This is a genomic window from Streptomyces sp. CA-249302, assembly GCF_050936785.1.
Lineage (GTDB): Bacteria > Actinomycetota > Actinomycetes > Streptomycetales > Streptomycetaceae > Streptomyces.
Map to the genome: position 1 here is coordinate 6,806,113 of NZ_JBNJMG010000001.1, position 26,626 is coordinate 6,832,738.

The 26,626-nt window shown below is 70.2% G+C and carries 23 protein-coding genes and 1 pseudogene; 11 read left to right on the forward strand and 13 right to left on the reverse strand.

The genetic code is table 11. The annotated features are described in order from the left end of the window. Positions 1 to 102 precede the first annotated feature (102 nt). From ACQEWB_RS30780 to ACQEWB_RS30795, 4 genes are all read left to right on the forward strand, one after another. Entirely contained in the window at positions 103 to 1,485 is a 1,383-nt protein-coding gene (locus ACQEWB_RS30780) for an AI-2E family transporter (protein ID WP_432836660.1), read from the forward strand. Positions 1,486 to 1,675: 190 nt separating this feature from the next. Next, positions 1,676 to 2,503 carry a MarR family transcriptional regulator gene (locus ACQEWB_RS30785; RefSeq protein ID WP_432836662.1) on the forward strand — a complete coding sequence of 276 codons (828 nt, stop codon included), beginning with the start codon at positions 1,676 to 1,678 and terminating at the stop codon, positions 2,501 to 2,503. Between the two features lie 112 nt (positions 2,504 to 2,615). Next, a complete protein-coding gene (locus tag ACQEWB_RS30790; protein ID WP_242766020.1) occupies positions 2,616 to 3,002 on the forward strand; it encodes a roadblock/LC7 domain-containing protein in 387 nt (128 codons plus the stop codon). A gap of 4 nt (positions 3,003 to 3,006) precedes the next feature. Next, positions 3,007 to 3,435: a hypothetical protein gene (locus tag ACQEWB_RS30795; RefSeq protein WP_432836664.1), complete on the forward strand. Its 429-nt coding sequence runs from the start codon at positions 3,007 to 3,009 to the stop codon at positions 3,433 to 3,435. A gap of 57 nt (positions 3,436 to 3,492) precedes the next feature. Here ACQEWB_RS30795 and ACQEWB_RS30800 read toward each other — a convergent pair whose 3' ends face one another. The 4 genes from ACQEWB_RS30800 to ACQEWB_RS30815 form a co-directional block, all read right to left on the reverse strand. After that, positions 3,493 to 5,826, reverse strand: coding sequence for an ABC transporter permease (locus ACQEWB_RS30800; RefSeq protein WP_432836666.1), 2,334 nt, complete (start codon positions 5,824 to 5,826; stop codon positions 3,493 to 3,495). Beyond that, on the reverse strand, positions 5,823 to 6,509 hold the full coding sequence (locus ACQEWB_RS30805; RefSeq protein ID WP_432836668.1) for an ABC transporter ATP-binding protein: 687 nt from the start codon (positions 6,507 to 6,509) through the stop codon (positions 5,823 to 5,825). Before ACQEWB_RS30805 ends, ACQEWB_RS30800 begins: the two co-directional genes overlap by 4 nt. Next, positions 6,506 to 7,030 carry a PadR family transcriptional regulator gene (locus tag ACQEWB_RS30810; protein ID WP_133044406.1) on the reverse strand — a complete coding sequence of 175 codons (525 nt, stop codon included), beginning with the start codon at positions 7,028 to 7,030 and terminating at the stop codon, positions 6,506 to 6,508. Before ACQEWB_RS30810 ends, ACQEWB_RS30805 begins: the two co-directional genes overlap by 4 nt. Positions 7,031 to 7,370: 340 nt before the next feature. Continuing rightward, on the reverse strand, positions 7,371 to 8,288 hold the full coding sequence (locus ACQEWB_RS30815) for an SPFH domain-containing protein (protein ID WP_432836671.1): 918 nt from the start codon (positions 8,286 to 8,288) through the stop codon (positions 7,371 to 7,373). A 236-nt stretch (positions 8,289 to 8,524) separates the two neighbouring features. Here ACQEWB_RS30815 and ACQEWB_RS30820 point away from each other — a divergent pair, with 236 nt between their 5' ends. Then, positions 8,525 to 10,912, forward strand: coding sequence for a transglycosylase domain-containing protein (locus tag ACQEWB_RS30820; RefSeq protein ID WP_432836673.1), 2,388 nt, complete (start codon positions 8,525 to 8,527; stop codon positions 10,910 to 10,912). Between the two features lie 81 nt (positions 10,913 to 10,993). Here the strand turns inward: ACQEWB_RS30820 and ACQEWB_RS30825 are convergent, their stop codons facing one another. From ACQEWB_RS30825 to ACQEWB_RS30835, 3 genes and pseudogenes are all read right to left on the reverse strand, one after another. Further along, positions 10,994 to 13,114 carry a SpoIIE family protein phosphatase gene (locus ACQEWB_RS30825; RefSeq protein ID WP_432836675.1) on the reverse strand — a complete coding sequence of 707 codons (2,121 nt, stop codon included), beginning with the start codon at positions 13,112 to 13,114 and terminating at the stop codon, positions 10,994 to 10,996. Positions 13,115 to 13,394: 280 nt separating this feature from the next. After that, a complete protein-coding gene (fomD, locus tag ACQEWB_RS30830) occupies positions 13,395 to 14,090 on the reverse strand; it encodes a cytidylyl-2-hydroxypropylphosphonate hydrolase (RefSeq protein ID WP_432836677.1) in 696 nt (231 codons plus the stop codon). A 72-nt stretch (positions 14,091 to 14,162) separates the two neighbouring features. Next, a pseudogene (locus ACQEWB_RS30835) lies at positions 14,163 to 15,547 on the reverse strand (class II fumarate hydratase). A 267-nt stretch (positions 15,548 to 15,814) separates the two neighbouring features. Between ACQEWB_RS30835 and ACQEWB_RS30840 the strand changes: the two are divergent. After that, positions 15,815 to 16,093, forward strand: a complete 279-nt coding sequence (locus ACQEWB_RS30840) for a hypothetical protein (RefSeq protein ID WP_432836679.1) — start codon at positions 15,815 to 15,817, stop codon at positions 16,091 to 16,093. A 66-nt stretch (positions 16,094 to 16,159) separates the two neighbouring features. Here the strand turns inward: ACQEWB_RS30840 and ACQEWB_RS30845 are convergent, their stop codons facing one another. Continuing rightward, entirely contained in the window at positions 16,160 to 17,827 is a 1,668-nt protein-coding gene (locus ACQEWB_RS30845; protein WP_432836681.1) for a fumarate hydratase, read from the reverse strand. Positions 17,828 to 17,992: 165 nt separating this feature from the next. Between ACQEWB_RS30845 and ACQEWB_RS30850 the strand changes: the two genes are divergently transcribed. Both ACQEWB_RS30850 and ACQEWB_RS30855 read left to right on the forward strand, forming a co-directional pair. Continuing rightward, positions 17,993 to 18,664 carry a DUF1707 SHOCT-like domain-containing protein gene (locus ACQEWB_RS30850; RefSeq protein WP_432836683.1) on the forward strand — a complete coding sequence of 224 codons (672 nt, stop codon included), beginning with the start codon at positions 17,993 to 17,995 and terminating at the stop codon, positions 18,662 to 18,664. 106 nt (positions 18,665 to 18,770) lie between these two features. Then, positions 18,771 to 19,145, forward strand: coding sequence for a WhiB family transcriptional regulator (locus ACQEWB_RS30855; protein WP_432836685.1), 375 nt, complete (start codon positions 18,771 to 18,773; stop codon positions 19,143 to 19,145). 78 nt (positions 19,146 to 19,223) lie between these two features. On the opposite strand, the gene glpX is transcribed toward ACQEWB_RS30855, so the two are convergent. Beyond that, on the reverse strand, positions 19,224 to 20,258 hold the full coding sequence (gene glpX, locus ACQEWB_RS30860; protein WP_432836687.1) for a class II fructose-bisphosphatase: 1,035 nt from the start codon (positions 20,256 to 20,258) through the stop codon (positions 19,224 to 19,226). A 127-nt stretch (positions 20,259 to 20,385) separates the two neighbouring features. On the opposite strand from glpX, the gene ACQEWB_RS30865 reads away from it, so the two are divergent. Then, positions 20,386 to 20,907 carry a DUF4245 domain-containing protein gene (locus ACQEWB_RS30865; protein ID WP_432836689.1) on the forward strand — a complete coding sequence of 174 codons (522 nt, stop codon included), beginning with the start codon at positions 20,386 to 20,388 and terminating at the stop codon, positions 20,905 to 20,907. 67 nt (positions 20,908 to 20,974) lie between these two features. On the opposite strand, the gene ACQEWB_RS30870 is transcribed toward ACQEWB_RS30865, so the two are convergent. The 4 genes from ACQEWB_RS30870 to ACQEWB_RS30885 all read right to left on the reverse strand — a co-directional run bounded on the left by ACQEWB_RS30870 (position 20,975) and on the right by ACQEWB_RS30885 (position 24,726). Continuing rightward, positions 20,975 to 21,565 carry a malonic semialdehyde reductase gene (locus ACQEWB_RS30870; RefSeq protein WP_432836691.1) on the reverse strand — a complete coding sequence of 197 codons (591 nt, stop codon included), beginning with the start codon at positions 21,563 to 21,565 and terminating at the stop codon, positions 20,975 to 20,977. A gap of 146 nt (positions 21,566 to 21,711) precedes the next feature. Next, positions 21,712 to 21,948, reverse strand: coding sequence for an exodeoxyribonuclease VII small subunit (locus ACQEWB_RS30875; RefSeq protein WP_432836693.1), 237 nt, complete (start codon positions 21,946 to 21,948; stop codon positions 21,712 to 21,714). 9 nt (positions 21,949 to 21,957) lie between these two features. Beyond that, the gene (xseA, locus tag ACQEWB_RS30880; RefSeq protein ID WP_432836695.1) at positions 21,958 to 23,166 is read right to left on the reverse strand and encodes an exodeoxyribonuclease VII large subunit; all 1,209 of its coding nucleotides are present in this window, start codon (positions 23,164 to 23,166) and stop codon (positions 21,958 to 21,960) included. A gap of 204 nt (positions 23,167 to 23,370) precedes the next feature. Continuing rightward, the gene (locus tag ACQEWB_RS30885; protein WP_432836697.1) at positions 23,371 to 24,726 is read right to left on the reverse strand and encodes an APC family permease; all 1,356 of its coding nucleotides are present in this window, start codon (positions 24,724 to 24,726) and stop codon (positions 23,371 to 23,373) included. Between the two features lie 114 nt (positions 24,727 to 24,840). Between ACQEWB_RS30885 and ACQEWB_RS30890 the strand changes: the two genes are divergently transcribed. Beyond that, positions 24,841 to 25,842: a 4-hydroxy-3-methylbut-2-enyl diphosphate reductase gene (locus ACQEWB_RS30890; protein WP_432836699.1), complete on the forward strand. Its 1,002-nt coding sequence runs from the start codon at positions 24,841 to 24,843 to the stop codon at positions 25,840 to 25,842. Between the two features lie 29 nt (positions 25,843 to 25,871). Continuing rightward, positions 25,872 to 26,618 (forward strand): polyphosphate--glucose phosphotransferase, encoded by a 747-nt coding sequence (gene ppgK, locus ACQEWB_RS30895; RefSeq protein WP_432836701.1) that lies wholly within the window; start codon positions 25,872 to 25,874, stop codon positions 26,616 to 26,618. Positions 26,619 to 26,626: the final 8 nt, after the last annotated feature.

Consider the following 26,626-nt stretch of genomic DNA (forward strand, 5'->3'; position numbering starts at 1 on the left):
GTCCTAGGGGAGGGGCTGTTGCCCTGTACGGTCGGACGCGGACGGCTCCAGGGGGAGGGAGTGGTGGCCAGCACCCGGGGACGCGGGGGAAGAGGACGGATCATGTCGCGAGTGCCAGGGTGGCTCGGCCGGCTCGGTGCCGGGCTCACCGAGGTGAGTGAGCGGTTGGACGAGCGCCGCGCCGAGGTGGCCCGGGAGGACGCCGAGACCGGCCCCCCGCCCCGCGCCCCCCGCCCGGCCGCCTCGCCCCCGCTGCCCACGGACCGCACTCCCGAAGCACCCCCCGCCCGGGCTCCCGCCCCCGCCGGCCCCCGCCCAGACCCCTCCCAGGCGGTCCCCTGGGGGGTGCGCGTCGCCGCCGAGGCCGGCTGGCGCCTGCTCGTCCTCGCGGGCACGGTCTGGGTCCTGATGCGGGTCATCAGCAGCGTCCAACTCGTCGTCTTCGCCTTCGTGGTGGCCCTGCTCATCACGGCCCTGCTCCAGCCCACAGTGGCCCGCCTCAAGGGTTACGGCGTCCCGCGCGGGCCCGCGACCGCGCTCACCGCGATCCTCGGTTTCGTCATCCTGGGCCTGATCGGCTGGTTCGTGACCTGGCAGGTCATGGAGAACATCGACACGCTCTCCGACCAGATCCAGAACGGCATCGACGACCTGCGCGACTGGCTCCTGAAGAGCCCGTTCCACGTCACCGACAAGCAGATCAACCAGATCGCGAAGAACCTGCGGGACGCGGTCGGCGCCAACACGGACCAGATCACCTCGGCGGGCCTGGAGGGCGTCCAGGTCGTCGTGGAGGCCCTGACCGGCATCCTGCTGACCTTCTTCTCCACCCTCTTCCTGCTCTACGACGGCGAGCGCATCTGGCAGTGGACCCTGAAGCTGGTCCCCGCCGCCGCCCGCCCGGGCGTCGCCGGCGCCGGCCCGCGCGCCTGGCGCACCCTCACCGCCTACGTCCGCGGCACGGTGATAGTCGCCCTGATCGACGCCACCTTCATCGGCCTGGGCATCTACTTCCTGGACGTCCCGATGGCGGTCCCGCTGGCCGTCTTCATCTTCCTGTTCTCCTTCATCCCGCTGGTCGGCGCGGTGGCCTCCGGCGCCCTCGCCGTGGTCGTCGCCCTGGTCACCCAGGGCGTCTTCACCGCGGTGATGACCCTGGCCGTGGTCCTCCTGGTCCAGCAGATCGAGGGCCACATCCTCCAGCCCTTCATCCTCGGCCGGGCGGTCCGCGTCCACCCGCTCGCCGTGGTCCTGTCGGTGGCGGCGGGCGGCATGGTGGCGGGCATCGGCGGCGCGGTGGTCGCCGTACCCCTGGTGGCGGTCTCGAACACGGTGGTCGGCTACCTGAGGGCCTACGACGAGGAACGGCAACTGGCGAACTCCGGTGATCAAAATCCAGCCCGTCCGGCGTTTGAGGACGAGGCTCTCCAGGCCGAAGGGGGGTCTGGGGGCGCAGCCCCCAGCACCGCCGCCGCACCCGAGTGAAAACCGTCGCCGAATCGGCCAAATGAGCACCGAACAAAGAGAATTGGAAGGAACCCAAGGGCAACTTCCGTCACCTCGGGACAGGTCGGAAATCTCCGGCCGGAACACCCCTCGCGGCTGATAGACCTTCACCCCTCAGCGCTACGCGTCAGGCGTATGTGCGACTCGGCTGCGGCGGGCGAGGGGCGTGATGTCGGGCTACGACCTGCTGGCGCGGTCCCTGGAATCCTGCGGGCGCGAGGGGCTCACCGGAGAGCTGCGGGTGTCCGGTTCACCCGGTGGCACCTTCCACTTCCGCGGCGGCCTGGTCGTCTCCGTGGAGTCCCCCGGCGCACCGGGCGCCGAGGCGCTGCTGCTGCGCTCCGGCCGGGTGACCGGCGAGCAGTGGGCCGCGCTGGTGCGGGAGTCGGGCGGGACACGCTGGCCGGCCACCGGGCTGATCGCCCACGGGTACGCCGGAGCCGCCCAGTTGCGGGTCGTGTGCGTGATGGCCTTGCAGGACGCGGCGTTCGCGGTGGTCGCCGGCCGCGTCGACGGCTGTGAGCGCGGCGCCCCCGGCTTCGACCCGCCCGCCCCGGTCCCCGTCGGCGAGCCGCCCGCCCGCCTCATCGAGGACGCGGCCCGCAAGATCGCCGCTCTCGCCGCGCTGCCGTACCCCGTCCACCCGGACCGCGAACGGCCGGTCCCCGCCCGGCACTTCGCCGACGGCGAGCTCGGCGAGCTGCGCCGCGACCTGCTCGCCCACGCCGACGGCCGCCGCAGCGCCCGCGACCTCGCCTTCCGCACCGGCCGCGGCGTCTACACGGTGACCGTCGAGATCGGCCGCATGCTCGCCGAGGGCCAGCTGGAGTGCGCCCCGCCGCCCTCACCGATCCCGGTCCGTACGCCTCCCGAGGGCATCCAGCACCGCACCCCGCCGCCGCCCGCCCCGCCCCCGCCCGAACCGTCCCTACCCGCCGACCTGCCCCGCCGCAGGCCCGGCGGCTTCTTCCGTCTCCGGAACGGAACCCCGAGATGAGCCGATCACCGCATTCCCACCGATCACCGCAACCCCACCGATCACCGCACCCCTTCCGATCACCGAAACCCCGAGACGCACGGATCCCAAGAAAATTGCGGGAGTTGAATACATGGACCACGAAGCCCTGACGCACGAGATGCGCGGCCTGCGGGAGCAGGTGACCGGCATCACCGACACCGCGGTCGCGGCCGCCGACGGACTGCTCATCGCGGCCGACACCGCCGACTCGATCGACCCGGAGGGACTCGCCGCGCTCGCCGCGGCCGGCCTCGGCCTGGCCCGCCGTACCGCCCAGGCGACCGCCCGCGGCGCGCTGCGCCAGACCGTGACGTACGGCAGTCACGGCTGTGCGGCCTTCTACGCGGTCGGCGACACGGCCCTGATGGTCGTCCTCGGCGACGAGGGCCTGGACGTCGACCGACTGCACCGGGCCACCCAGCCCGCGCTCGACCGGATCGGCTCGATCCTCATGAACAAGACAGCAGAAGGAGTCTGAAGGGATGGCGACGAAGCGTATGACCCCCGGTTTCTCCGACCAGGTGATGGGCCTGGTCAAGTCCCTCCGTACCGACGCCCCCGACTGTGTGGCCTCGGGCGTCGTCGACATGTCCACCGGCATGCTGCTGTCGTACGAGACGGTCGACAACCACCCGCCGGAGGTCCTGGACCTGCTGGCGGGCGCCACCCTCGACCTGTTCCAGGGCCGCACGGTCGTGATGATCGAGGACGTCTTCAAGGAACGCCGTGGAATGCAGAGCGAGAACCACTTCTTCCAGGAGATCCTCGTCAACAGCGAGAATCTCACTCATCTGTTCGTGCGGATGAGCGAGCAGCAGGACGTCGTGGCGGTCGTCGTCTGCCGTAAGTCGGTCAACGTGGGCATGCTCTTCGCCCAGGTGCGGCGGGTGGTGCGGGAGTACGGCCTGTGAACGCGTCAGGCCCCTCCCCGTCGCGGGGGAGGGGCCTGGGCGCGGCCGGTACGGCAGCTACTCGGTGCGCAGGCCGTCCGGGCGCATCAGCCGCAGCAGCGGCGGCAGGCTGAGCAGCGTCACCGCGAGGACGACACCGGCTCCGATGCCGGTCATCGCCAGCACGCCGGCCCAGTCCACCGTCACCGAGTCGCCGGTCATCCGCAGCAGCACCGCGCCCAGCGTCAGCCCGACCACCGAGGCCAGCGCCAGACCCAGCGCGATCGGGATCGCCGTCTGCCACAGCACCGACAGGCTCAGCGTGCGGCGCCGGGTGCCGAAGGCGACCAGCGCGGACAGCAGCTTCTTGCGCTCGCGCAACTGCTCCAGCTGGGAGACCAGCAGGCTCGCGCCGATCAGCATCAGGACGCAGGTGGCGCCGACGAAGAGGCCGTTGCGGATGGGCTTGAACTGCAGCGACTGCTCGCTGGCCGCCAGGTTGAACGTGTCCGACAGCGGATCGAGGCGGGCCGCGGTGTTGCGCACGTGGTCACGGGCGTCCGGTACGGACTGGTTCAGCGACACGTACACCATGGGGCTCAGGCCGGCCTCCGCGGAGGCCGGCAGCGCGCCCGGGGTGAAGAGCAGGCCGCCGCGCTCGTAACCGGTCGGGTCCTCGCGCCCCTCCGCCGTCAGCACGCCGGAGGTCACCTTCCAGGCGGCCGTGTGGCTCGGGTGGTCGTCGTACCGGGGGTCGAAGTACAGGGTCCGGCCCGGGGCGGTGAACTCCTTCGCCTTGTCGCCGTACTCGCCCCCGGTGATCCGGAAGACGTCACCGTCCCGGCAGGTCGCCAGCCGTGCCACCTCGCGCAGTTCCGCGCAACTGCCGACGGCGACCTCCAGCGAGGTGTCCGGGTTCTTCGCCCGGTCCGCGGCCGAGCCCAGCGAGAGGGCCGACGCGCGGCGCACGCCCTCGGTTTCGGAGAGCGCCCGGCCCACCTGGGCCAACGGGACGTCACTGTGCAGGGAGACCTGCATCTGGGCGCGGTTCAGGTCGTTGTTCGTCTGCTTGGTGTAGTCGTTCTCGACCCCGGCGAACAGCATCTGCAGCGCGATCGCCCCGGCCACCGCGACCGCGATGCCGTTGACCATCCGGGCCGCCGTACCGCTGCTCAACTGGAGCCTGCGCACGGCCAGTTGCCAGGAGACCGAGCCCGAGTTCAGCCGGGCCACCACGGCCTCGACGACCCAGGGCAGCAGCGCGGTGACGCCGATCAGCAGCAGCACGGTGCCGCCGATGACCATCCACTCGTTGAAGCTGCCGTTGTCGTTGCCCTGCCCCATCATCGGGTACAGCATCGCCAGGCCGCCGAGCGGCAGCAGCAGCCGCCACCACAGCCGGCGGCGCGGCGGCTTCGACGTACGGACCACGCCGAGCGGTTCGATGACGACCCCGCGCAGCGCGAACAGCGTCACCAGGACGGCGGCGGCCGGTACGGCGACGGCGACCAGCGCGACCAGCGCGGGGGAGGGGTTGAGGTCGCTGGGGAAGACGCTGACGTTCCGTACCACCAGTACGCTCGCCGACTGCCGGGCCGCCACGAAGAAGACGGTGCCGAGCACCAGCCCGAGCAGCGCCCCCGCGAGGGCCTCCCCGCCCGCGATCCGGCGGGCCATCCGCCCGTCCGCGCCGACCAGCCGGAGCGCCGCGAGCCGCCGGTCCCGGCGCTCGCCGCCGAAGCGGACGGCCGCCGCGATGAACACGCCGACCGGCAGCAGCAGCACCACGAAGATGATCATGATGAGCAGGATCAGCACCGGGTCCAGCTCGTCCGGCGTGCGGTTGGCGGAGGGCCCGAAGTAGTCGATGCGCTCGACGGAGCCGTTGGAGAGGTGGTTCTCCAGGCCGGTGGCGCCGGCGTAGAAGGCGAGTTCGGCAGGCCCGATCAGCCCGGAGTTCCCGATCGTCCCGACGATCCGGTAGGGGTAGCGCTCGCGCAGCAGCTTGCCCGAGCCGGACTCCAGCAGCTTCTTCAGCGCGGGCGAGGCGACCATCTCGCCCTTCCCCGGGAACCTCGCCACGCCCGGCGGCAGCGGCGCCTTCACGCCCTCGGGCTCCACGAGCCGGCCGCGGATGTCCTTGGAGCGGAAGGTCGACTCCGCGTTGGCGATGATCAGCGTGCGGTCCGACTTCGGCAGCGTCTTCGCGCTGTACGTGAAGTCGTCCCGGTCGGTGCCGCGCTTGTCGCGGGCGGACAGCGCGCTCGGGATCGCCGTGGTGATCAGCAGCAGCGCCACGCCCAGCCCGACACCGACGGCCGTCAGTACGGCCCGGGTCCAGCCCTCTCGCCCGCCCGCGAAGGCGAACCGCACCCCCATGGCCAGATCCCTGGCCGACTGACGAGCACTCATACGACGCGCTCCATGTCCCGGGACTTCCCGTCCCGTACGACGATCTCGCGGTCGGAGTACGCGGCCACCCGGGCCTCGTGCGTGACGAGCACGACGGCCGCGTTGGCGGTCCGGGCCGCGTCCGTCAGCAGCTCCATCACGCGCTCGCCGTTGAGGGAGTCGAGCGCGCCGGTCGGCTCGTCGGCGAACAGCACCCGCGGATCGGTGACCAGCGATCGAGCCACCGCGACCCGCTGCCCCTGCCCGCCGGACACCTCACCTGGCCGCTTCTTCCCGAGGTCGTCGACTTCGAGGCGCTCCATCCACGTCAACGCGGCCCGCTCGGCCTCCTTGCGGGAGGTGCCGTTCAGCCGCAGCGGCAGTGCGACGTTCTCCACGCAGGTCAACTCGGGCACGAGCTGCCCGAACTGGAACACGAACCCGAACTCCGACCGCCGCAGCTGACTGCGCTCGGCGTCGCTCATGGTCGCCATCTCGCGCCCGTTGTACATGATCGACCCGGAGTCGGGCGTCACGATCCCGGCGAGACAGTGCAGCAGCGTCGACTTCCCCGACCCCGACGGGCCCATCACGGCGACGACCTCACCGGGGTGGATGGAGAACTCGGCACCGTCCAGCGCGGTGGTGGGTCCGTACGACTTGCGCAGCTCGTCGGCGACGAGCAGGGAACCGGCGGGAGTCACTTGGCCACCACCTCGGCGAGCTTGTCGAGACGCGCGGCGGTGAGTTCCAGCCACCGCAGGTCGGCCTCCAGATGGAACAGGGCGTGATCGCAGATGAGCTGATCCGCGAGATCACCCTTCCGCTTCCGATCCGTCAGGATCCGCATCATCCGCAGGTGCTCGGCACGCTGCGTGTCGAGGATGTCGGCGGCGTTGCGGTGCGTCAGCAGCGCGAGGACGACCTTGGTGTAGAGCGTCGACTGGAGATACGGCTCCGGCGCCTCGGGCGTCGCGAGCCATCGCTCGACGTCGGTGATCCCGGCGTCGGTGATGGCGTACCGCTTCCGCTCGGGCCCGCCGCCGGCCTCGATGCCGTCGACCTCGACGAGGCCGTTCTTCAGCAGCCGCGACATCGTCGAGTAGACCTGGCCGTAGTGCAGCGGCCGATCATGACCGAACTTCTCGTCGAAGGCCCGCTTCAGGTCGTAACCGTGACGCGGCCCGGACTCCAGGAGCCCCAGAAGGGTGTGACCGATGGACATGCCGAGGACTCTACACGGGGTGTATACGCCTCGTGTATACGCGGAGTGTGTAGATCATGGCGGGGTGTGGGGATGCGCAGGTGGGGGGTGATTGTCACGGTTCTGCTACTGGGGTGGCGCGGGCGGTCGACCCCTTCGCGGAATCGGCCCGGCCTCCCCGGGCAGCCTCCCCGCCTCCTTCAAGGCCCTCCGCAGTACGAACTCGATCTGCGCGTTGGCCGAACGCAGCTCGTCCCCGGCCCACCGCGCCAGCGCCTCGTACACCGACGGGTCCAGCCGCAGCAGCACCTGCTTGCGCTGCTGCGGCCGACGCTGGGGGAGGAACCCCCTGAAGGAGCCGTCACTGGTAGAGGGTCCCGGTGTTGAGGACCGGCTGGGGTGCCCGGTCGCCGCACAGGACCACCATCAGGTTGGACACCATCGCCGCCTTGCGCTCGTTGTCGAGTTCCACGATGTCCTGCTTGGTGATCCTCGCGAGCGCTGCCTCGACCATCCCCACCGCTCCGTCCACGATCTGCCGCCGCGCCGCGACGACCGCCCCGGCCTGCTGCCGCTGGAGCATCGCGGAGGCGATCTCCGGAGCGTACGCGAGGTGCGTGAACCGCGACTCGACGATCTGCACCCCGGCCGCCTCCACGCGCGCGTGCAGCTCGGCCGCGAGCTTCTCGGTGATCTCCTCCGCGTTCCCGCGCAGCGACAGCCCGCCCTCGTCGTGGGCGTCGTACGGGTACTCGATGGCGATGTGCCGCACGGCCGCCTCGGTCTGGGTCGCGACGAACTCCAGGTAGTTGTCCACCTCGAAGGTCGCCTGCGCGGTGTCCCGAACCTTCCAGACCACCACCGCGGCCAGTTCGATCGGGTTGCCGTAGGCGTCGTTCACCTTGAGGACGGCGGTCTCGTGGTTGCGTACGCGGGTGGAAATCTTCGTGCGCGAGGTGAAGGGGTTCACCCAGCGGAGGCCGTCCTGCCGGATCGTCCCCCGGTAGCGCCCGAAGAGCTGCACGACCCGCGCCTCGCCCGGCGCGACGGTGTTGAGTCCGCGCAGTGAGATGAGCGCGGCGATGAGGACGAAGACCCCGCCGACGGCGAAGCCGGGGCTCGCGGACGAGGCCGCGAACAGGACGACTGCGATCAGCAGGCCAAGCAGCCCGAGCAGCAGCGCGAGCGCGCCGCCGATGCTGTGCGCGGTGAACTCGCGGACGTGCGGTGTCGGCATCTCCGGTACGTCGGCGGCCGGTGTGGAGTCGTGCGCGGACATGGTGTTCCCCCGTTCTCGTAATTCTATCTAAGTGATATCACTTTACCCCGCAGGGCAACCCTCTACCCCTCTCGTCCGTCGGTTCCTTTGGCGGCGGGTGCTGATTGTCACGTCCGCAAAAGGCCGGAACGGCGGACCTTTGCCACATCTCCCGGTGTTAGCTTTCTGAGCTGACCTGAGCGGCGAACCTGTGTGACTCATGAGCACACATGAACGAAGCGGAGCGGATCGGACCAATGGGACGAGCGGACGAGAGACGAGCGCGACAGCGCGGTGGCCGCCGCGCAGCGCCCCCTACGCGCTCGTCCGTGGCGACGGCGCCCCCGGGCCCGGCGGAGGCCGAGCCGACCGTCATAGGTGGCCGGGCGGCCGCCCGCAGGGCAGCCCAGGGCAAGAACCCGGGCCGGGGCAAGGCGGGCAAGGGCGCGGGCAAGGACGGCAAGAGCTTCATACGCCGGATGTTCACCTGGAAGAAGATCGTCGGCGCCTTCTTCGGCATGTGCCTGCTCGGCATGGGTGCCTTCATCGCGCTGTACATGATGATCGACATTCCCGCGGGCAACGCCGACGCGACATTGCAAAGCAATGTCTACAAGTACAGCGACGGCTCGCTGCTGACCCGCGACGGTGAGCGCAACCGCGAGATCGTCGACCTGGCGAAGGTGCCCAAGAAGGTCCAGCTGACCTTCGTCGCCGCCGAGAACAAGACCTTCTACAAGGACGCCGGCGTCGACCTCAAGGGCACCGCGCGCGGTCTGCTCAACACGCTGTCCGGCAAGGGCGCCCAGGGTGGTTCGACGATCACCCAGCAGTACGTCAAGAACTTCTACCTGACCCAGAACCAGACCGTCACGCGCAAGCTGAAGGAACTGGTCATCTCCCTGAAGCTGGACCGCGAGAAGTCCAAGGACTACATCCTCGCGGGCTACATCAACACCAGCTACTACGGCCGTGGCGCCTACGGCATCCAGGCCGCCGCGCAGGCCTACTACCGCGTCGACGCCGACAAGCTCTCGGTCGAGCAGGGCGCCTACCTCGCCGCGCTGCTCCAGGCGCCGAGCCAGTACGACTGGGCGGTCGCGTCCGACACCGGCAAGGAGCTGGTGAAGGCCCGCTGGAACTACGTCCTCGACAACATGGTCGAGGAGGGCTGGCTGGACAAGACCAAGCGCGAGGGACTGAAGTTCCCGATCCCGAAGGCCCCTAAGGCCGCGCCCGGCATGGGCGGCCAGACCGGTTACCTGGTGGACGCGGCCAACAACCAGCTGGCCAAGCAGCTGGTCGCGCAGGGCACCGCGGACAACGTCAACGACGCGCTGACGATGGTCAAGGCGGGTGGCTGGACCATCACGCTCAACATCGAGAAGAAGAAGCAGAAGGCGCTGGAGGCGGCCGCCAAGTCCCAGCTGACCAGCAAGCTCGACGCGAAGAAGCGCTCGGTCGACGCGGACGTGCAGGCCGGCGCGGTCTCGGTGAACCCGAAGACGGGCGCGGTCGTCGCCCTCTACGGCGGCGTGGACTACTACAAGCACTACCGCTCGAACGCGACCCGCGTCGACTACCAGCCGGCCTCGACCTTCAAGCCGGTCATCCTCGCGGCGGCCCTGGACGAGGACGCCCAGACGCAGACCGGCAAGGCGATCACCGCGAACACGATGTACGACGGCACGAGCAAGCGCCAGGTCGTGGACGACGGCACCAAGGTCGGCTTCGCCCCGGAGAACGAGGACGACCAGAACTACGGCAACATCACCGTCCAGACGGCGATGAACAAGTCGGTCAACTCCGTCTTCGCGCAGATGGGCGTGGACGTCGGCATGGACAAGGTGCTCAAGGTCGCCAGCCAGCTGGGCATGGACACCGCCGACCTCAAGTCCGTACCCGCGCAGACCCTCGGCACGATGGGCGCGAGCCCGTGGCAGATGGCCGGCGTGTACGCGACCCTCGACAACCACGGCAAGCAGGTCACGCCGACGATCATCAAGTCGGTGGAGAGCAGCCAGCACGAGGTGAAGCTGCCGGATCCGATCGGCGACCAGGTCGTCAGCCGCGAGGCCGCCGACTCGGTCACCTCGGTGCTGACGGGCGTGGTCGACGACGGTACGGCCAAGGTGTCGGTGGCCGACAACTCCAACCGTGACGGCCGTAAGGTCGCCGGCAAGACGGGTACGTCGGACGAGAACCGCTCGGCCTGGTTCACCGGCTACACGCCCGACCTGGTCACCTCGGTCGGCCTGTTCGGCGAGTCCAAGAAGAACGGCGCGCAGGTCTCGATGTACAAGGCAGGCGGCTTCCCGCGCGTCAACGGCGGTGGCTTCCCGGCCCAGATCTGGGCGGCGTACACCTTCGGAGTCTCGGCCACGGGCGTCAAGTTCGACCTGGACACCACGCAGGGCGCGGCCGTCCAGCCCTCGTACACCCCGTCCCAGACCCCGAGCCAGAGCGCGACGCAGTCGCCGTCCCAGTCGCCGTCCCAGACGCCTACGCAGACCCCGACCCAGACGCCTACGCAGACGCCCACCCAGACGCCTACGCAGACGCCGACCCAGACGCCCACCCAGACCCCGACCCAGACCCCGACGGGCGCAGTGGACGACCCGCTGAACCCGAACGACGACCAGTAGGCACGCAGAAGGAAGGGCGCCCGGTGATCACCGGGCGCCCTTTGCGTTTCCTTACTGGCCCTTACTGGTCCTTACTGGCCTTTACTGCACGGCCGTCTTGCTCAGTTCGAACCAGACGACCTTTCCGGTGCTCAGCCGGGTGGCGCCCCAGCGCCGGGCCAGGCGGTTGACGAGGTACAGCCCGCGTCCGCCTTCATCCGTCGCCCGGGCCTGCCGAAGCCGCGGCAACTGGGGCACGTCGTCGCCCACTTCGCACCGCAGTACGTCGGTCCGCAGCAGCCGCAGGGTCACCGGCCGAGTGGCGTACCGGACCGCGTTGGTGACGACCTCGCTCACCAGCAGCTCGACGGAGTCGCTCAGCTCCTCCAGTCCCCACCGGTCCAGCGCCCGCCGGGCCAGCCGCCGGGCCCGCCCCGGCGCCGCGTCCTCCGGTTCCAGGAACCAGTACGCGACGTCACTGGGCGCGATCCCGTCGAAGCGTGCGGCGAGCAGCGCGATGTCGTCGTCCCGGTCGCCCGGCCCGAGCATGTCGAGCACCTCGTCGCACAGTGCCTCCAGCGGCGGCGGATGATCCGGCCCGGTCAGCTGGGCGGTCGCGGCGAGCTTCTCCCGCAGCTGCTCTATCCCGGTCCACACGTCCCGCAGCCGCGACTCGACCAACCCGTCGGTGTACAGCAGCAGCGTCGCCCCGGCCGGCGCGTCCAGCTCGACGGCCTCGAAGTCGACCCCGCCGACCCCGATCGGCGCACCCGGCGGCACCCGCAACACCTCGGCCCGCCCGCCCAGATGCAGCAGCACCGGCGGCGGATGGCCCGCGTTGGCGATGGTGATCCGGTGCGAGACCGGGTCGTAGACGGCGTACAGACAGGTCGCCATGCGGTCGGTGCCGAGCCGCTGGGCCTGCTCGTCGAGGTGGTGCAGGACCTCCTGCGGAGGCAGGTCCAGCCCGGCGAGTGTCTGGGCGGTGGTCCGCAGCTGGCCCATGATCGCGGCCGAGGTCATGGAGTGGCCCATGACGTCACCCACCACCAGCGCGACCCGGCTGCCCGGCAGCGGGATCGCGTCGTACCAGTCGCCGCCGACGCGCGCGGTCTCGGCGGCGGGCAGATAACGGGAGGCCAGCCGCACGCCCGTGGGCCGCGGCAGCGTCTCCGGGAGCATGGTCCGCTGCAACTCGTCGGCGATGTACGCCTCACGGCCGTACAGCACCGCCTTGTCGATGCCCAGCGCGCTGTGCGTGGCCAGCTGGGCGGCGACCAGGAGGTCGTCCGGCTCGAAGGGGATCCGCTCCGGCCGGCGCAGGAACAGCGCCGCGCCGATCACGCGCCGTCGGCCCCGCAGCGGGGCGAGGATCGAGCGCTGTCCGCCGGGTACGGCCAACTCGCCGCCCTCGCCGAGCAGTTCCGGCAGGGCGGCATGGGCCGCGGGCGCGTCCGTGAAGACCGGGCGCACCCCGCGCAGCACCTCGGCGAGCGCGCTGCCGGGGCGCACCTCGCACAGCTCGGCGCCGAGGGTGTCGAGGCCGGTCAGCTCGGCCGGCTCCGGCTGGAGCGCGGGCGAGAAGCCGCCGCCCTCGGTGTCCCGCTCGGCCGGGATGCGGTCGGTGCGGCGCAGGCGCAGCAGCAGCGGGCCGGTGGGCCGCTCGTCGCCGACCGGCAGCGGGTCGCGCAGATAGACGAGGATCGCGTCGGAGAAGGTCGGCACGGTCGCCCGGCACAGCCCCATCACGATCTCGTCGAGGTCGATACCGCGGGCGATCCGCCGGGTGGCGGCCCCGACGAAGCGCAGCCGGTCCCCGTCCCGCCGCATGGGCGTCGGCTGCCCGGGAGTCACCCCGGCCCCCTTGCGGCGCTCCTGGCCCCCGCCGGAGGCCTTCTCGGGCTCGGCCGCGGGCTGGGCCGGGATGCCCTCGGGCACGGGCCGCGGGCGATGCGTGTCTGGTTCTACGGCGGCCGGCTGGGAGTGCTCGGGGCCGGTGGTGTCGGGGGGCGAGGCCGGATCCTTTCCTTTGGCGCACGGCGTGGCCGTACCCGGCGTCGACGGTGTCTCTCCGGTGCGGGCCTGTGCCGGTAAGGCGGCCGCGGGGGCGGGAGGCGCCTGCGTCGGGGTGTGCAGGAGCGCCCCGCGGGGGTCCGCGGGGTCGGCGCCCGGCTGTCGGCGCTCGAAGGAGGTCGGGTGCTCCGTCACGCGTGTCGAATCCATCCGTCCGGGGCTGCGCGCCATACGCGCGGTTCGGCCCGCCGAAACTCCGATACCCGGAATGCGTGCACCCGGAACGGAATTCCCGCGTGGTCAGAGGCGGTTCCTGTGCCACCGGCGAACCATCTCGGGCTCGCAGAGGTGTTGCCCTCGTACCACTCGCTCACGTCCTGCCGCCCCTCGGTGACGTTCGGTCAAGCCCAGCGCATGTTCCGGGAGTTGCCGCCCTGCGCCCTTGCGGAGGACGATCCTACGGTTGTGGACCGGGGGCGCATCAAGGGTCTCATGTGGACACGTGCGCGGGCGTACGGTCCCAGTCCTCCGGCAACGAAGGTACAGCCCAGGACGGATCCGGGCGCCAGTGCTGCCAGTCGTCGTCGAACGGCGGGCCCCAGGCGCGGATCACCTCCACCGCCGAACGCCCCGCCTCCCGCACCCGCTCGGCGACCGTGGCGTCCATCAGTCCGTCCCGCTGGGCCTGCGCGAACTCGTCCTCGTCGAGCAGCCGCCAACTGCGGTCCGGGTGCACGGAGATGTCGAGGAAGTGGTCCTGGGAGTCGACCCCGCCGGCCCAACGGACCAGCGGTGTCTCAAGATTCACGTACCAGTTCTTGAACTGCCAGCCCGGCTCCCAGAACAGCCACACCGACCACGGCTCACCGGGCCGCGCCAGCTTGAGCACGCCCGTGCCGAACCACCGGTCGCGCTGGACGGTCCGCGGCTTGGTGTAGCGCGAGTGCAGCGGCTCCTGGTGTACGGCCGTGCCGTCGGCGAGCACCGGCTTCACGCACTCGGTGCCGGGCGCGAGCCACACGGCGAGCTGTTCGGCGTCGTCGCGGACGACGGTGACGGGCCGCACGATGTGGAAGTGCTCGCCGGCGTTCTCCCGGTACCGCCACAGGACCTGTGTCCCGGGCGCCCAGAAACCCGTCGCAGTACCCGCCGCCTCGTCCGCTCTCACCGCTCCACCGTCTGCCATGAACAGATATTAGGTGCCCAGGGCATACGACGCTGCGGTCCGCGTCACGGTTCTCCCACCGGCCATGATTGGTTACGGGCGCGTCATACTCAGGACATCCAAGGCCTGGTCCAGCTGCTCCTCGGTGAGGTCGCCGCGCTCCACGTACCCGTTCTCCAGGACGACTTGGCGGATCGTCTTGCGCTCCGCGAGCGCCTTCTTGGCGACCTTGGCCGCCTCCTCGTAGCCGATGTACTTGTTGAGCGGGGTGACCACCGACGGCGAGGACTCGGCGTACTCGCGGGCCCGTTCGCGGTTGGCGGTGATGCCGTCGACGGTCCGGTCGGCGAGCAGCCGGGAGACGTTGGCGAGCAGCCGGATCGACTCCAGCACGTTCTTGGCGATGACCGGCAGCATGACATTGAGCTCGAAGTTGCCGGCGGCGCCCGCGGTGGCGACGGTGGTGTCGTTCCCGGTGACCTGGGCGGCGACCATGAGCACGGCCTCCGGGATCACCGGGTTGACCTTGCCGGGCATGATCGACGAACCGGGTTGCAGATCGGGCAGGTTGATCTCGGCGAGCCCGGTCCGCGGCCCGGAGGCCATCCACCTCAGGTCATTCGCAATCTTGGTAAGCCCCACCCCGATGGTCCTCAACTGCCCACTGGTCTCGACGATCCCGTCCCGCGCGCCCTGCGCCTCGAAGTGGTCGCGGGCCTCGGTGAGCGGCAGCCCGGTGACGCGGGCGACCTCCTCGATGACGGCGGCGGAGAAGCCGGGCGGGGTGTTGATGCCGGTCCCGACCGCCGTCCCGCCGAGGGGCAGCTCGGCGAGCCGCGGCAGCGAGGAGTACAGCCGCTCGACCCCGTACCGCACCTGCGCCGCGTACCCCCCGAACTCCTGCCCCAGGGTCACCGGAGTGGCATCCATCAGATGCGTCCGCCCGGACTTCACGACATCCCCGAACTCCGCCGCCTTCCGCTCCAGCGAGGCGGCGAGGTGCTCCAGGGCCGGGATCAGATCACGCGTGACGGCGGCGGTGGCGGCGACGTGAATGGAGGACGGAAACACGTCATTGGACGACTGGGACGCATTGACATGATCATTCGGGTGTACGTCCCTGCCGAGCCGCTCGCTCGCCAGCGTGGCGACGACCTCGTTGGTGTTCATGTTGGACGAGGTCCCGGACCCCGTCTGGAACACGTCGATCGGGAACTGGTCGTCCCAGTCCCCCGGGCGACCTCCGCGGCCGCCTCCTGGATCGCCTCGGCGACATCCTTGTCGAGCACCCCCAGCCGCGCGTTCACCTTCGCCGCGGCCCCCTTGATCCGCGCGAGCGCCTCGATGTGCGCCCGCTCGATCCGCTGCCCGGAGACCGGGAAGTTCTCCACGGCCCGCTGCGTCTGGGCCCGCCACTTGGCGTCCAGGGGGACGCGGACCTCGCCCATGGAGTCGTGCTCGATGCGGTATTCGCTCATGTCCGTATAGCGATCGGGAGGGTGGGGATGTTCCGGACCTTGGGCCACCCGGGGGCTGTGACTCAGGTCTCATCGCCGCGCGGCGACCGCAGCGCCCCCGGGGACGAGTACGGGCAGGTCGACGACCTCTCCGACGCCGAGACAGCGGCCGACCTGGACATCTCGCCGAGCACGGTGCTCGCAGCTGGCCCGGGGCATCGCGAAGCTCAGAGGCCAGTTCCCCGCACTCTCCGGCCCTTCACCACGGCAGCCCCAGGGAGGAACCCGATGACCTCGTACGACGACGCACGGCCCTCCGGCTGCACACCCTTCGAGGAGGAACTGGTGAACGCCATGAACGACTACGCCGGCTCGGCCGACGCCTCCGCGTTCGACATCGCGCCCGGGATCCTACGGCGCACCCGTCGGCGGCGGACGGTGGGCATCGCCGCCGTAGCCACCGCGCTGATCGCGGCGGGCGGCGGGACGGCCCTGGCCACGATGTCGGACGCCCCGCAGGTGACCAACCCCGGCGGCACGGTCGACGTGACCCTCTGCGCGAAGTGACGCGGGACGCGAAGTGATGCAAGACGCCCGCCCCTGCGTCCATCAGGGGGGGCGTCCGGCACAGGGTCAGGCCAGCCCGGGGCCCCGTACCGGAATCGTCGTGAACGTCGGTGCCGGTGCCGGGTCCTGGAAGAAGTCGTTGCCCTTGTCGTCCACCACGATGAACGCCGGGAAGTCCTCGACCTCGATCTTCCAGACCGCCTCCATGCCGAGCTCCTCGTACTCGACGACCTCGACCTTCTTGATGCAGTCCTGGGCCAGGCGGGCGGCCGGGCCGCCGATGGAGCCGAGGTAGAAGCCGCCGTGCGCGTCGCAGGCGTCCGTGACCTGCTTGCTCCGGTTGCCCTTGGCGAGCATCACCTTGGAGCCGCCCGCGGCCTGGAACTGCTCGACGTACGAGTCCATACGGCCGGCCGTCGTCGGGCCGAAGGAGCCGGACGCGTAGCCCTCGGGAGTCTTCGCGGGACCGGCGTAGTAGACCGGGTGGTCCTTCAGGTACTGCGGCATCTCCTCGCCCGCGTCCAGGCGCTCCTTGATCTTGGCGTGCGCGATGTCACGGGCCACGACCAGCGGGCCGGTAAGCGAGAGCCGGGTCTTCACCGGGTACTTGGTGAGCTCGGCGAGGATCGTCTCCATCGGCTGGTTCAGGTCGATCTTCACCACGTCGGACGCCTCGTCGAGGTGCTCGTCCGTCGTCTCCGGCAGGAAGCGCGCCGGGTCCGTCTCCAGCTGCTCCAGGAAGACGCCCTCGGGGGTGATCTTCGCCAGGGCCTGACGGTCGGCGGAGCACGAGACCGCGATGGCGACGGGGCAGGAGGCGCCGTGCCGCGGCAGGCGGACCACGCGTACGTCGTGGCAGAAGTACTTGCCGCCGAACTGCGCGCCGATCCCGATCCTCTGGGTCAGCTCGAAGACCTTCTGCTCCAGCTCCTTGTCCCGGAAGCCGTGGCCCAGCTCGGAGCCCTCGGCGGGGATCTCGTCCAGGTAGTGCGCGGAGGCGTACTTGGCGGTCTTCAGGGCGTACTCGGCGCTCGTACCGCCGACGACGATCGCCAGGTGGTACGGCGGGCAGGCGGCCGTACCGAGCGAACGGATCTTCTCCTCCAGGAACTTCATCATGGAGGACTCGTTCAGGACGGCCTTCGTCTCCTGGTAGAGGAAGGACTTGTTGGCGGAACCGCCGCCCTTCGCCATGAACAGGAACTTGTAGGCGCCGCCGTCGGTGGCGTACAGCTCGACCTGGGCCGGGAGGTTGGAGCCGGTGTTCTTCTCCTCCCACATGGTGAGCGGAGCCATCTGCGAGTAGCGCAGGTTGAGGTTGAGGTAGGCGTCGTAGATGCCGCGGCTCAGCGCGGCCTCGTCGCCGCCCTCGGTGAGCACGTTCTGCCCGCGCTTGCCCATGACGATCGCGGTGCCGGTGTCCTGGCACATGGGGAGCACGCCGGCGGCCGCGATGTTCGCGTTCTTCAGGAGGTCCAGGGCGACGAACTTGTCGTTGCCGGACGCCTCCGGGTCGTCGATGATGCGGCGCAGCTGGGCCAGGTGGGCCGGGCGCAGGTAGTGCTGGATGTCGTGGATGGCCTCCGCGGCGAGCTTGCGCAGCGCCTCCGGCTCCACCTTGAGGAACGTCCGCCCGTCGGCCTCGAAGGTGGAGACACCCTCGGAGGTCACCAGCCGGTACGGGGTGGTGTCCTCTCCCATGGGGAGCAGATCGGTGTACGCGAACTCAGGCATCTCAGCCCATTCCTCACTCGGCAGACGGCGCCCGCCTCCGTTGGCGGGTCTCACCAGCGTAGAACCTGTCCAAGACCGGAAGCTTGTGAGGTAAGGCTCAGTTGCTTGTACAAGACTTATCCACAGGCCTAGTCGCGATCTATCGCGTTTCGGTACGCTGTTGCCGTGGACCTTCAGAAGCAGACGGAACTCCGCGCCTCCGATGCCGACCGTGACCGTATCGCCGACATCCTGCGCGAAGCCCTGGCCGAGGGCCGGCTGACCGCCGACGAGCATGCCGAGCGGGTGGAGGGCGTGCTCGCCGCCAAGACGGTCGGCGAGCTGGAGGGCTTCATACGGGACCTGCCCGCCGCCCACCGCGACCGCGCCGCCCCCGCCTTCGCCGCGGCCCCGAACCGGCCCACCATGGGCGCGATCCCGGCCGACCCCGACGACAACGTGGTGGCGGTGTTCAGCAGCGCGGTCCGCAAGGGGCGCTGGCGCGCGGGCCGCCGTATCCACGCGTACGCGATCTTCGGTTCCGTCGAGATAGACCTCAGCGAGGCGCTCTTCGAGTACCAGCAGGTCGTGATCAAGACGGTCTCGGTCTTCGGCAACATCGAGATACGCGTCCCGGAGAACGTGTCGCTGCGCGGCACCGGCGGCGGTGTGCTGGGCAACTTCGAGGTGGCGCCGCTCGACTCGACCGACCCGGACGCCCCGGTCGTTTACATCGACGGCTGGGCGGTACTGGGCAATGTGGAAGCGAAGCCGAAGCGCGGCAAGCTCGTCGCGGACATTCTCGATCGGGTTCAGCGCAAGGTCGACAAGAGTTTGCGCAAGCACCTGGATCGTTGACGGTTGTGAATCGGGCCGGTCCTGCACTCAGTGCATAGGCCCGCGCACAGCGGGTAGGGCTTGCTGCATCGTCGCTCGCTCGCGAAGCCGTCGTCAGGAGTAGACCGTGCTGCAACCGCCGCATTCGTCCCTGCAGGTCGCTGCCGTTCCGGCCCAGCGGGTGCCAGTGCGGGACAGGGACCAAGACGCACCCTGGCACACCGAGGCGGTGTGCCGGCGCGACGAGGCCGGCCTGTTCTTCGCACCGTCCAAGGAACCCACCGCCGCGCGCCTCTCCCGGGAGGAGGCGGCCAAGCGCGTCTGTGCCCGCTGCCCGGTGATGGTCGAGTGCCGCGAGCACGCGCTCCTGCAACCGGAGCCCTACGGCGTCTGGGGCGGCCTGACGGCCGCGGAACGCCGAGTGGTCCTGGCCCGCAGGCGCCGCCGCGACATGGAACTCAAGAAGGCGGCCCGGCCGAACCGCATAGCGCAGGCGGGCTGAGCAGGGCCCTGTGAACAGCAAAGGGCGCCCCCACCGCACCGGGGGCGCCCTTGTCTTCCTGCGGAGACCTGTCCGGGGCTACTTGGCCCGGTCGAAGTCGATCGCGCTGTAGGCCCGCAGCTTGCTCAGCCGGTGCTCCGAGTCGATCCGCCGCACCGTCCCCGACTTCGACCGCATCACGATCGAGTCGGTCGTCGCCGTCTCCGACCGGTACCGCACACCCCGCAGCAGCTCACCGTCGGTGATCCCGGTCGCGACGAAGAAGACGTTCTCCCCGGAGACCAGGTCGTCGGTCATCAGCACCCGGTCGAGGTCGTGCCCGGCGTCGATCGCCCGCGCCCGCTCCTCGTCGTCCTTCGGCCACAGCTTGCCCTGGATGGTGCCACCGAGGCACTTCACCGCACAGGCCGAGATGATCCCCTCCGGCGTACCGCCGATGCCCAGCAGCATGTCGACACCGGTGCCCTCGCGCAGCGCGTAGATGGAACCCGCCACGTCACCGTCGGAGATCAGCTTGATCCGCGCCCCGGCCTCCCGGATCTCCTTGATGATGCCGTCGTGCCGCGGCCGGTCGAGGATCACCACGGTCACGTCCTCCGGCGTGGACCGCTTCGCCTTCGCGACCCGCCGGATGTTCACCGAGACCGGCGCGTCGATGTCGACGAAGTCCGCCGCCTCGGGCCCGGTGACCAGCTTGTCCATGTAGAAGACGGCGGACGGGTCGAACATCGACCCCCGGTCCGCGGCCGCCAGCACGGAGATCGCGTTCGGCATGCCCTTGGCCGTCAGCGTGGTCCCGTCGATCGGGTCGACGGCGATGTCGCACTCCGGCCCGGTCCCGTCACCCACCCGCTCCCCGTTGAAGAGCATCGGGGCCTCGTCCTTCTCGCCCTCGCCGATGACGACCACGCCGTTCATCGACACGGTGGAGACGAGGGTCCGCATGGCGCGCACCGCGACACCGTCGGCGCCGTTCTTGTCGCCGCGCCCGACCCAGCGGCCCGCGGCCATCGCGGCGGCTTCGGTCACCCGGACGAGTTCCAGGGCGAGGTTACGGTCGGGGGCTTCGCTGGGGACTTCGAGTTCGGACGGCAAGTGATGATGCTCGGTCATCGAGGCGCACCTTTCTGATACGACGACGGCCGGATGAGGGTTCGACCCTCGACTCTATCGTCAGTCCGACAAAATGAGCAGGGGACCCCACGGATGAGCGGACCGGGCACCTGCGACGATAGAGGGCGTGGCAGGTTCGAACGGCAGGCAGAAGACGGCCCGGGACATGATCCTCTCCCTGGGCATCATCGGGATCGCGGCGGCGCTCATCTACGTGTTCATCCCGCACGACGACTCCGCTCCGGACATCAAGCGGGTCGACTACCGGGTGGAGCTCCTCACGGCGCGCCGCGCCGCGGCGTACCCGGTGGCCGCCCCCGAGGGGCTGGCCAAGTCCTGGAAGGCGACGTCCGTGCGCTTCGACGGGGCGAACTTCGACGCCTGGCATCTGGGCTTCCACACCCCCGACGACCAGTACGTGCAGATCGAGCAGTCGACTCAGAAGGCGGCGGAGTTCATCGACGACGCCAGCCAGGGCGCTTCGGCGACGAAGACCACCCAGGAGATCAACGGCAAGACCTGGACGCACTACACGGGCGGCCGCTACGACGCCCTCGTGCTCCCCGCCAAGGGCTCGACCACCGTCGTCGCGGGGACGGGCTCGTTCAAGCAGCTGACGGAGATGGCGCAGGCGCTGAAGACGTCGTAGAACCGCATCCGCGTACGAGAGAGGCCCCCGGCAGCGCTGCCGGGGGCCTCTCTCGCATGGGGTCTGCTCAGACCGTGGTGACGACCTGGTCGTACTCCAGGCGCGGGGAGCGCGGGAACCAGGCGTCCTCGCCCGGCTTGCCGATGTTGATGACCATCAGCGGGGTGTGGTCGTCGTCCAGGAACTCCTTCTGGACGCCCGCGAAGTCGAGGCCGGTCATCGGGCCGGCGGCGAGACCGGCGGCGCGGACGCCGATGATGAAGTAGGCGGCCTGGAGCGTGGCGTTCAGGCCGGCGCTGCCCTCACGGGTCGAGCGCTCGCCGAAGAAGAGGTCCTTGGCCTGCGGGAAGTGCGGGAAGAGCGCCGGAAGTTCGGCGTGGAACTCGTTGTCCGCGGAGAGGATCGCGACCAGCGGGGCGGCGGCGGTCTTCTTCTGGTTGCCCTCGGACATCAGGCCGACGAGCCGCTCGCGGGCCTCCTCGGAGCGGACCAGCGTGACGCGCAGCGGCGACTGGTTCATCGAGGTCGGGCCGTACTTGACCAGGTCGTAGATGGCCTGTACCTGCTCGTCGGTCACCGGCTCGTCGGTGAAGGTGTTCGCGGTGCGGGCCTCACGGAACAGCAGGTCCTGGGCGGCGGGGTCGAGAACGAGAGACATGCGGGGGACTTCCTCGGGTGTAGCCTGGCCCGGATTACCGGACCGCGGTCCGTTTCGGCTTGCAGGCATGACCGTACGCCAGAGAAGTTCAAGGTTCAACAAAAAGCGGGGCGTAGTGATCCGCTTCACAGCAAACGGTCGGTCGACTACTCGCCGGCTTCCTGCTCCCCGGCCTCTTCCTCCTCCGCCAGCGCCGCGTCCAGCCGCGCCCGCGCCCCGTCCAGCCGGCGCCGGCACACCTTGGCCAGCTCCTCGCCGCGCTCCCACAGCGCGAGGGACTCCTCCAGCGTCGTACCGCCCGCCTCGAGACGTCGTACGACCTCGATCAACTCGTCCCGCGCCTGCTCGTACCCGAGCGCTTCTTCGGCCACCTTGCTGGTCATCCGCCCACCCTATGCGTCGACTCGTACGGAGAACTCGCCCTCGGAGACCCGCGCCCGCAGCGTCTCCTCGGCGCTCACCTCGCCGGGATCCCGGACCACATGCCCGTCCGCCTTCTGAAGCACCGCGTACCCGCGCTTGAGGGTTGCGGCGGGGGAGAGGGCCACCACGCGCGCGTGCGTGTGCGTCAGCTCGGAGTCGGCCCGGTCCAGGAGATGCCCCAGCGTGCGCCGCGAACGGTCGACCAGCGAGGCGACATGGTCCGCCCGCTCGTCGATCATCCGGTGCGGATCCTCTATCGACGGCCGCGCGAGGGCATGCGCCAGCCCCCGCTCCTCCCGCTCCACGAACGCCTCCACACACCGCCGCGCCCGGTCGCGCAGCAGCCGTACCCGCTCGTACTCCTCACCGACATCCGGTACGACCTTCTTGGCGGCGTCGGTCGGAGTGGAGGCCCGCAGGTCGGCGACGTAGTCGAGGAGCGGGTTGTCGGGTTCGTGCCCAATGGCGGAGACAACGGGCGTACGACACTCGGCGACAGCGCGCACCAACTGCTCGTCGGAGAAGGGCAGCAGATCCTCCACGCTGCCACCCCCACGGGCGACGATGATCACGTCCACCTCGCCCCGCTCGTCGAGCTCCTTCACGGCCTGCACGACCTGCGGGACGGCGTGCACGCCCTGCACTGCGACGTTGCGCACCTCGAAACGGACGGCGGGCCAGCGGTGCCGGGCGTTCTCCAGGACGTCCCGCTCGGCGGCGGAGGCCCGGCCGCAGACCAGCCCGATGAGCTGCGGCAGGAAGGGCAGCGGCTTCTTCCGCTCGGCCGCGAACAGCCCCTCGGCGGCGAGCGACTTCTTCAACTGCTCAAGGCGGGCGAGCAGTTCACCCACCCCCACGGGCCTTATCTCGGCGGCCCGCAACGACAGCTGGCCCCGCGGCGCGTACCACTCCGGCTTCGCGAGTACGACGACCCGGGCGCCCTCGCTCACCACATCGGCGACGGAGTCGAAGACCTGGCGGTAGCAGGTGACGCTGACGGAGATGTCGTACGACGGGTCGCGCAGGGTGAGGAAAACGACCCCGGCACCGGGCCGCCGCGACAGCTGCGTGATCTGCCCCTCGACCCACACGGCCCCGAGCCGGTCGATCCACCCCCCGATGAGCCGCGAGACCTCACCGACGGGGATGGCGGTTTCGGCACTGGTGTTGAGAGCCATGCCGCGAGCGTATAGGCCGACACCGACAATCCAGCCTGTCCGGCGGCTTGGGCCGACACCGGCATCCCAGCCTGTCCGGCGGTTTGGGCAGACGCCGGCATCCCAGCCCGTCCGGCGTTTGAGGACGAGGCCCGTTCAGGGCCGAAGCGGGGGGTCTGGGGGCGCAGCCCCCAGGGATGGGACGGGTAAGGGCGGCGGGGGCGATCAACGCCCGCGCTGCGCCACCAACACCCCGAGCCCGACCACGAACCAGACCGCTCCCACCACCTGCGCCGCCCCCGACGCCTCCACGATCACCGCGATCGTGATCGCCGCCCCCACCACCGGCACCAGCACATGCCGCCACCACACCACCGGCCCCCCGGCCCGCCGCACCGCGAACCAGCCCACCACGCTCGCGTGCAGCAGCGTGAACGCCGTCAACGCCCCGATGTCGACCACCGACACCAGGTGATCCATCCCGTCGTCCCGCCGGGCCGCCCACACCGCCGCCACCAGCGTGATCACGGCCGCACACAGCAGCGCGACCCGCGGCACCCCGGCATCCGTCTTCGCCAGCGCCCGAGGCAACCGCCGCTCCCGCCCCATGGCGAACAGCAGCCGCCCCGCAGCCGCCTGCCCGGCCAGCGCCGCGAACGCCGCCCCGATCGCCTTGCTCACGGCCACCAGATCGTGCAGCCAGCCACCGACGGACGTCTCCACGGCGTCGTAGAAGGCCGAGCCCTGCTTTCCCGGATCCGCGGCCAGCCGCGCCGACGTCGTCGGCTCCAGCAGCGCCACCAGATACGACTGCGCCACGAACAGCACACCCGCCAGCGCGAGACAGAACAGCACCGCCCGCGCGACCTTCTCCGACCCGCCGGTGACCTCCTCGGCGAAAGTGGCGATCGCGTCGAAGCCGAGGTAGGAGAGGACAGCGACCGACACCGCGCCGATCACCGCGGAGAGGGCGAAGGAGCCCTGGGTGCCGTCTCCCGACAGGGGCGACAGCCAGCCCCGTGTCGCCCCGTCCCGGGCCAGCACCACCACCGCCGACACGACGAAGACCAGTAGCACCACGATCTCCATCGCCAGCACCAGGAAGCCGACGCGGGCCGCGGCCCGTACGCCCCAGAGGTTCAGGAGCGTCGTGACGACCACGGCGAGCGCCGTCCACACCCAGCGCGAGACCTCGGGGACCAGGGAGTTCATCGCGATGCCGGAGAACAGGTACGCCACCGCGGGGATGAGGAGGTAGTCCAGCATCGCCATCCAGCCGGCGACGAACCCCGCCTCCTTCCCGAGCGCCACGCGCGCGTACGCGAAGACCGAGCCCGCCTGGGGGACCACCCGCACCATCTGGGCGTAACTGAAAGCGGTGAACGCCATCGCGACCGTGGCGACGACGTAGACGAGCGCTACGGCCCCGTGCGACTTGGCGTCCAGGGTGCCGAACACGCCGACCGGCGCCATAGGGGCGACGAAAAGCAGCCCGTAGACCACCAGATCCCGGAAGCCGAGGCTGCGCCGCAGGTCGTGGCTCTCTTCGGTGCTCCGCGTCGCCGTGCCGGTGTCGGACATCGTGCCTCCGCCAGTGCCTCGCCCGTCGCGTCCTTCCCCACCCCTCCCACTCCAGGGCATGTCTCCCCATGGACGCGATCTTTGACCCGCCGAACGTGGCCCTACGATGGATCCATGACTGCTTCGCCTGGCCGCCGTGTCCTGCTCGCCGCTCCCCGTGGCTACTGCGCGGGTGTGGACCGCGCCGTGATCGCCGTCGAGAAAGCCCTGGAGCAGTACGGGGCTCCGATCTATGTCCGGCACGAGATCGTGCACAACAAGTACGTCGTGCAGACCCTCGAGAAGAAGGGCGCCATCTTCGTCGAGCGGACGGAGGAGGTCCCCGAGGGGAACATCGTGATGTTCTCCGCCCACGGTGTGGCCCCGGTCGTGCACGAGGAGGCCGAGCGCGGGAAGCTCGCCACCATCGACGCCACCTGCCCGCTGGTCACCAAGGTCCACAAGGAAGCCGTCCGCTTCGCCAAGGAGGACTACGACATCCTCCTGATCGGGCACGAGGGCCACGAGGAGGTCATCGGCACCTCCGGTGAGGCTCCCGACCACATCACGATCGTCGACGGTCCGGAAGACGTCGCCAAGGTCGAGGTCCGCGACGAGTCGAAGATCGTCTGGCTCTCGCAGACCACCCTCTCCGTCGACGAGACCATGGAGACCGTCGACGCCCTCAAGGAGAAGTTCCCGCAGCTCATCTCCCCGCCCAGCGACGACATCTGCTACGCCACGCAGAACCGTCAGCTCGCCGTGAAGCAGATGGGTGAGGAGGCGGACCTGGTCGTCGTGGTCGGCTCGAAGAACTCCTCCAACTCCGTGCGCCTGGTGGAGGTCGCCAAGCTCGCCGGCGCGCGCGCCGCCTACCTGGTGGACTTCGCCGACGAGATCGACGAGGCCTGGCTGGAGGGCGTGAGCACGGTCGGCGTCACCTCCGGTGCCTCCGTGCCGGAGATCCTGGTCGAGCAGGTCCTGGAGTGGCTGTCGCAGCGCGGCTTCGAGGACGTGGAGATCGTCAAGGCGGCCGAGGAGTCCATCACCTTCTCGCTGCCCAAGGAGCTCCGCCGCGATCTGCGCGACGAGGCCGCCGCGCTGATCGCCGGTCGTACGGCCGCCTCGGCCGAGTGACTGTCAGTCGTCCGTCGTAACGTAGGGCCATGCAGATCTTCGGTGTGGACATCGGTGGGTCCGGGATCAAGGGCGCCCCTGTGGACCTGGACAGGGGCGACCTCGCGGAGGAGCGCTTGAAGGTGCTCACTCCGCACCCGGCGACGCCCGACGGCGTGGCCGACGGGGTGAAACAGGTCGTCGAGCACTTCGGCTGGACCGGCCCGGTCGGGCTCACCTTCCCGGGCGTGGTCACCGGCGGATCCACGATCCGTACGGCGGCCAACGTCGACAAGGGCTGGGTCGACGTGGACGCGCGCGCGTTGTTCACCGAGCGGCTGGGCGGCCTGCCGACGACGGTGGTCAACGACGCGGACGCGGCGGGCGTCGCCGAGATGAACTTCGGCGCGGGCCGGGGCCGCCGGGGCACGGTCATCCTGCTGACCTTCGGCACCGGCATCGGCAGCGCGCTCTTCACCGACGGCGAGCTCGTGCCCAACACCGAGCTGGGCCACCTGGAGCTGCAGGGCCACGACGCGGAGAAGCGGGCCTCCAGCAAGGCCAAGGACGACGGCGAGCTGACCTGGGAGCACTGGGCCCGCCGTGTCACGAAGTACCTCGCCCACGTCGAGATGCTCTTCTCGCCCGAGCTGTTCATCATCGGCGGCGGTGTCAGCCGTAAGTCCGAGAAGTTCCTGCACTTCATCGAGGGCATCCAGGCGGAGATCGTCCCGGCGCAGCTGCAGAACAACGCGGGGATCGTGGGGGCGGCGATGCGGGCGGCGAAGGACGGCTAGGAGCGCCG

Coding starts and splice junctions, on each gene's coding strand:
- ACQEWB_RS30780 (WP_432836660.1), top strand. CDS start 103: ATGTCGCGAGTGCCAGGGTGGCTCGGCCGGCTCGGTGCCGGGCTCACC.
- ACQEWB_RS30785 (WP_432836662.1), top strand. CDS start 1,676: ATGTCGGGCTACGACCTGCTGGCGCGGTCCCTGGAATCCTGCGGGCGC.
- ACQEWB_RS30790 (WP_242766020.1), top strand. CDS start 2,616: ATGGACCACGAAGCCCTGACGCACGAGATGCGCGGCCTGCGGGAGCAG.
- ACQEWB_RS30795 (WP_432836664.1), top strand. CDS start 3,007: ATGGCGACGAAGCGTATGACCCCCGGTTTCTCCGACCAGGTGATGGGC.
- ACQEWB_RS30800 (WP_432836666.1), bottom strand. CDS start 5,826: ATGAGTGCTCGTCAGTCGGCCAGGGATCTGGCCATGGGGGTGCGGTTC.
- ACQEWB_RS30810 (WP_133044406.1), bottom strand. CDS start 7,030: ATGTCCATCGGTCACACCCTTCTGGGGCTCCTGGAGTCCGGGCCGCGT.
- ACQEWB_RS30815 (WP_432836671.1), bottom strand. CDS start 8,288: ATGTCCGCGCACGACTCCACACCGGCCGCCGACGTACCGGAGATGCCG.
- ACQEWB_RS30820 (WP_432836673.1), top strand. CDS start 8,525: ATGGGACGAGCGGACGAGAGACGAGCGCGACAGCGCGGTGGCCGCCGC.
- ACQEWB_RS30825 (WP_432836675.1), bottom strand. CDS start 13,114: ATGGATTCGACACGCGTGACGGAGCACCCGACCTCCTTCGAGCGCCGA.
- fomD (WP_432836677.1), bottom strand. CDS start 14,090: ATGGCAGACGGTGGAGCGGTGAGAGCGGACGAGGCGGCGGGTACTGCG.
- ACQEWB_RS30840 (WP_432836679.1), top strand. CDS start 15,815: ATGACCTCGTACGACGACGCACGGCCCTCCGGCTGCACACCCTTCGAG.
- ACQEWB_RS30845 (WP_432836681.1), bottom strand. CDS start 17,827: ATGCCTGAGTTCGCGTACACCGATCTGCTCCCCATGGGAGAGGACACC.
- glpX (WP_432836687.1), bottom strand. CDS start 20,258: ATGACCGAGCATCATCACTTGCCGTCCGAACTCGAAGTCCCCAGCGAA.
- ACQEWB_RS30870 (WP_432836691.1), bottom strand. CDS start 21,565: ATGTCTCTCGTTCTCGACCCCGCCGCCCAGGACCTGCTGTTCCGTGAG.
- ACQEWB_RS30875 (WP_432836693.1), bottom strand. CDS start 21,948: ATGACCAGCAAGGTGGCCGAAGAAGCGCTCGGGTACGAGCAGGCGCGG.
- xseA (WP_432836695.1), bottom strand. CDS start 23,166: ATGGCTCTCAACACCAGTGCCGAAACCGCCATCCCCGTCGGTGAGGTC.
- ACQEWB_RS30885 (WP_432836697.1), bottom strand. CDS start 24,726: ATGTCCGACACCGGCACGGCGACGCGGAGCACCGAAGAGAGCCACGAC.
- ACQEWB_RS30890 (WP_432836699.1), top strand. CDS start 24,841: ATGACTGCTTCGCCTGGCCGCCGTGTCCTGCTCGCCGCTCCCCGTGGC.
- ppgK (WP_432836701.1), top strand. CDS start 25,872: ATGCAGATCTTCGGTGTGGACATCGGTGGGTCCGGGATCAAGGGCGCC.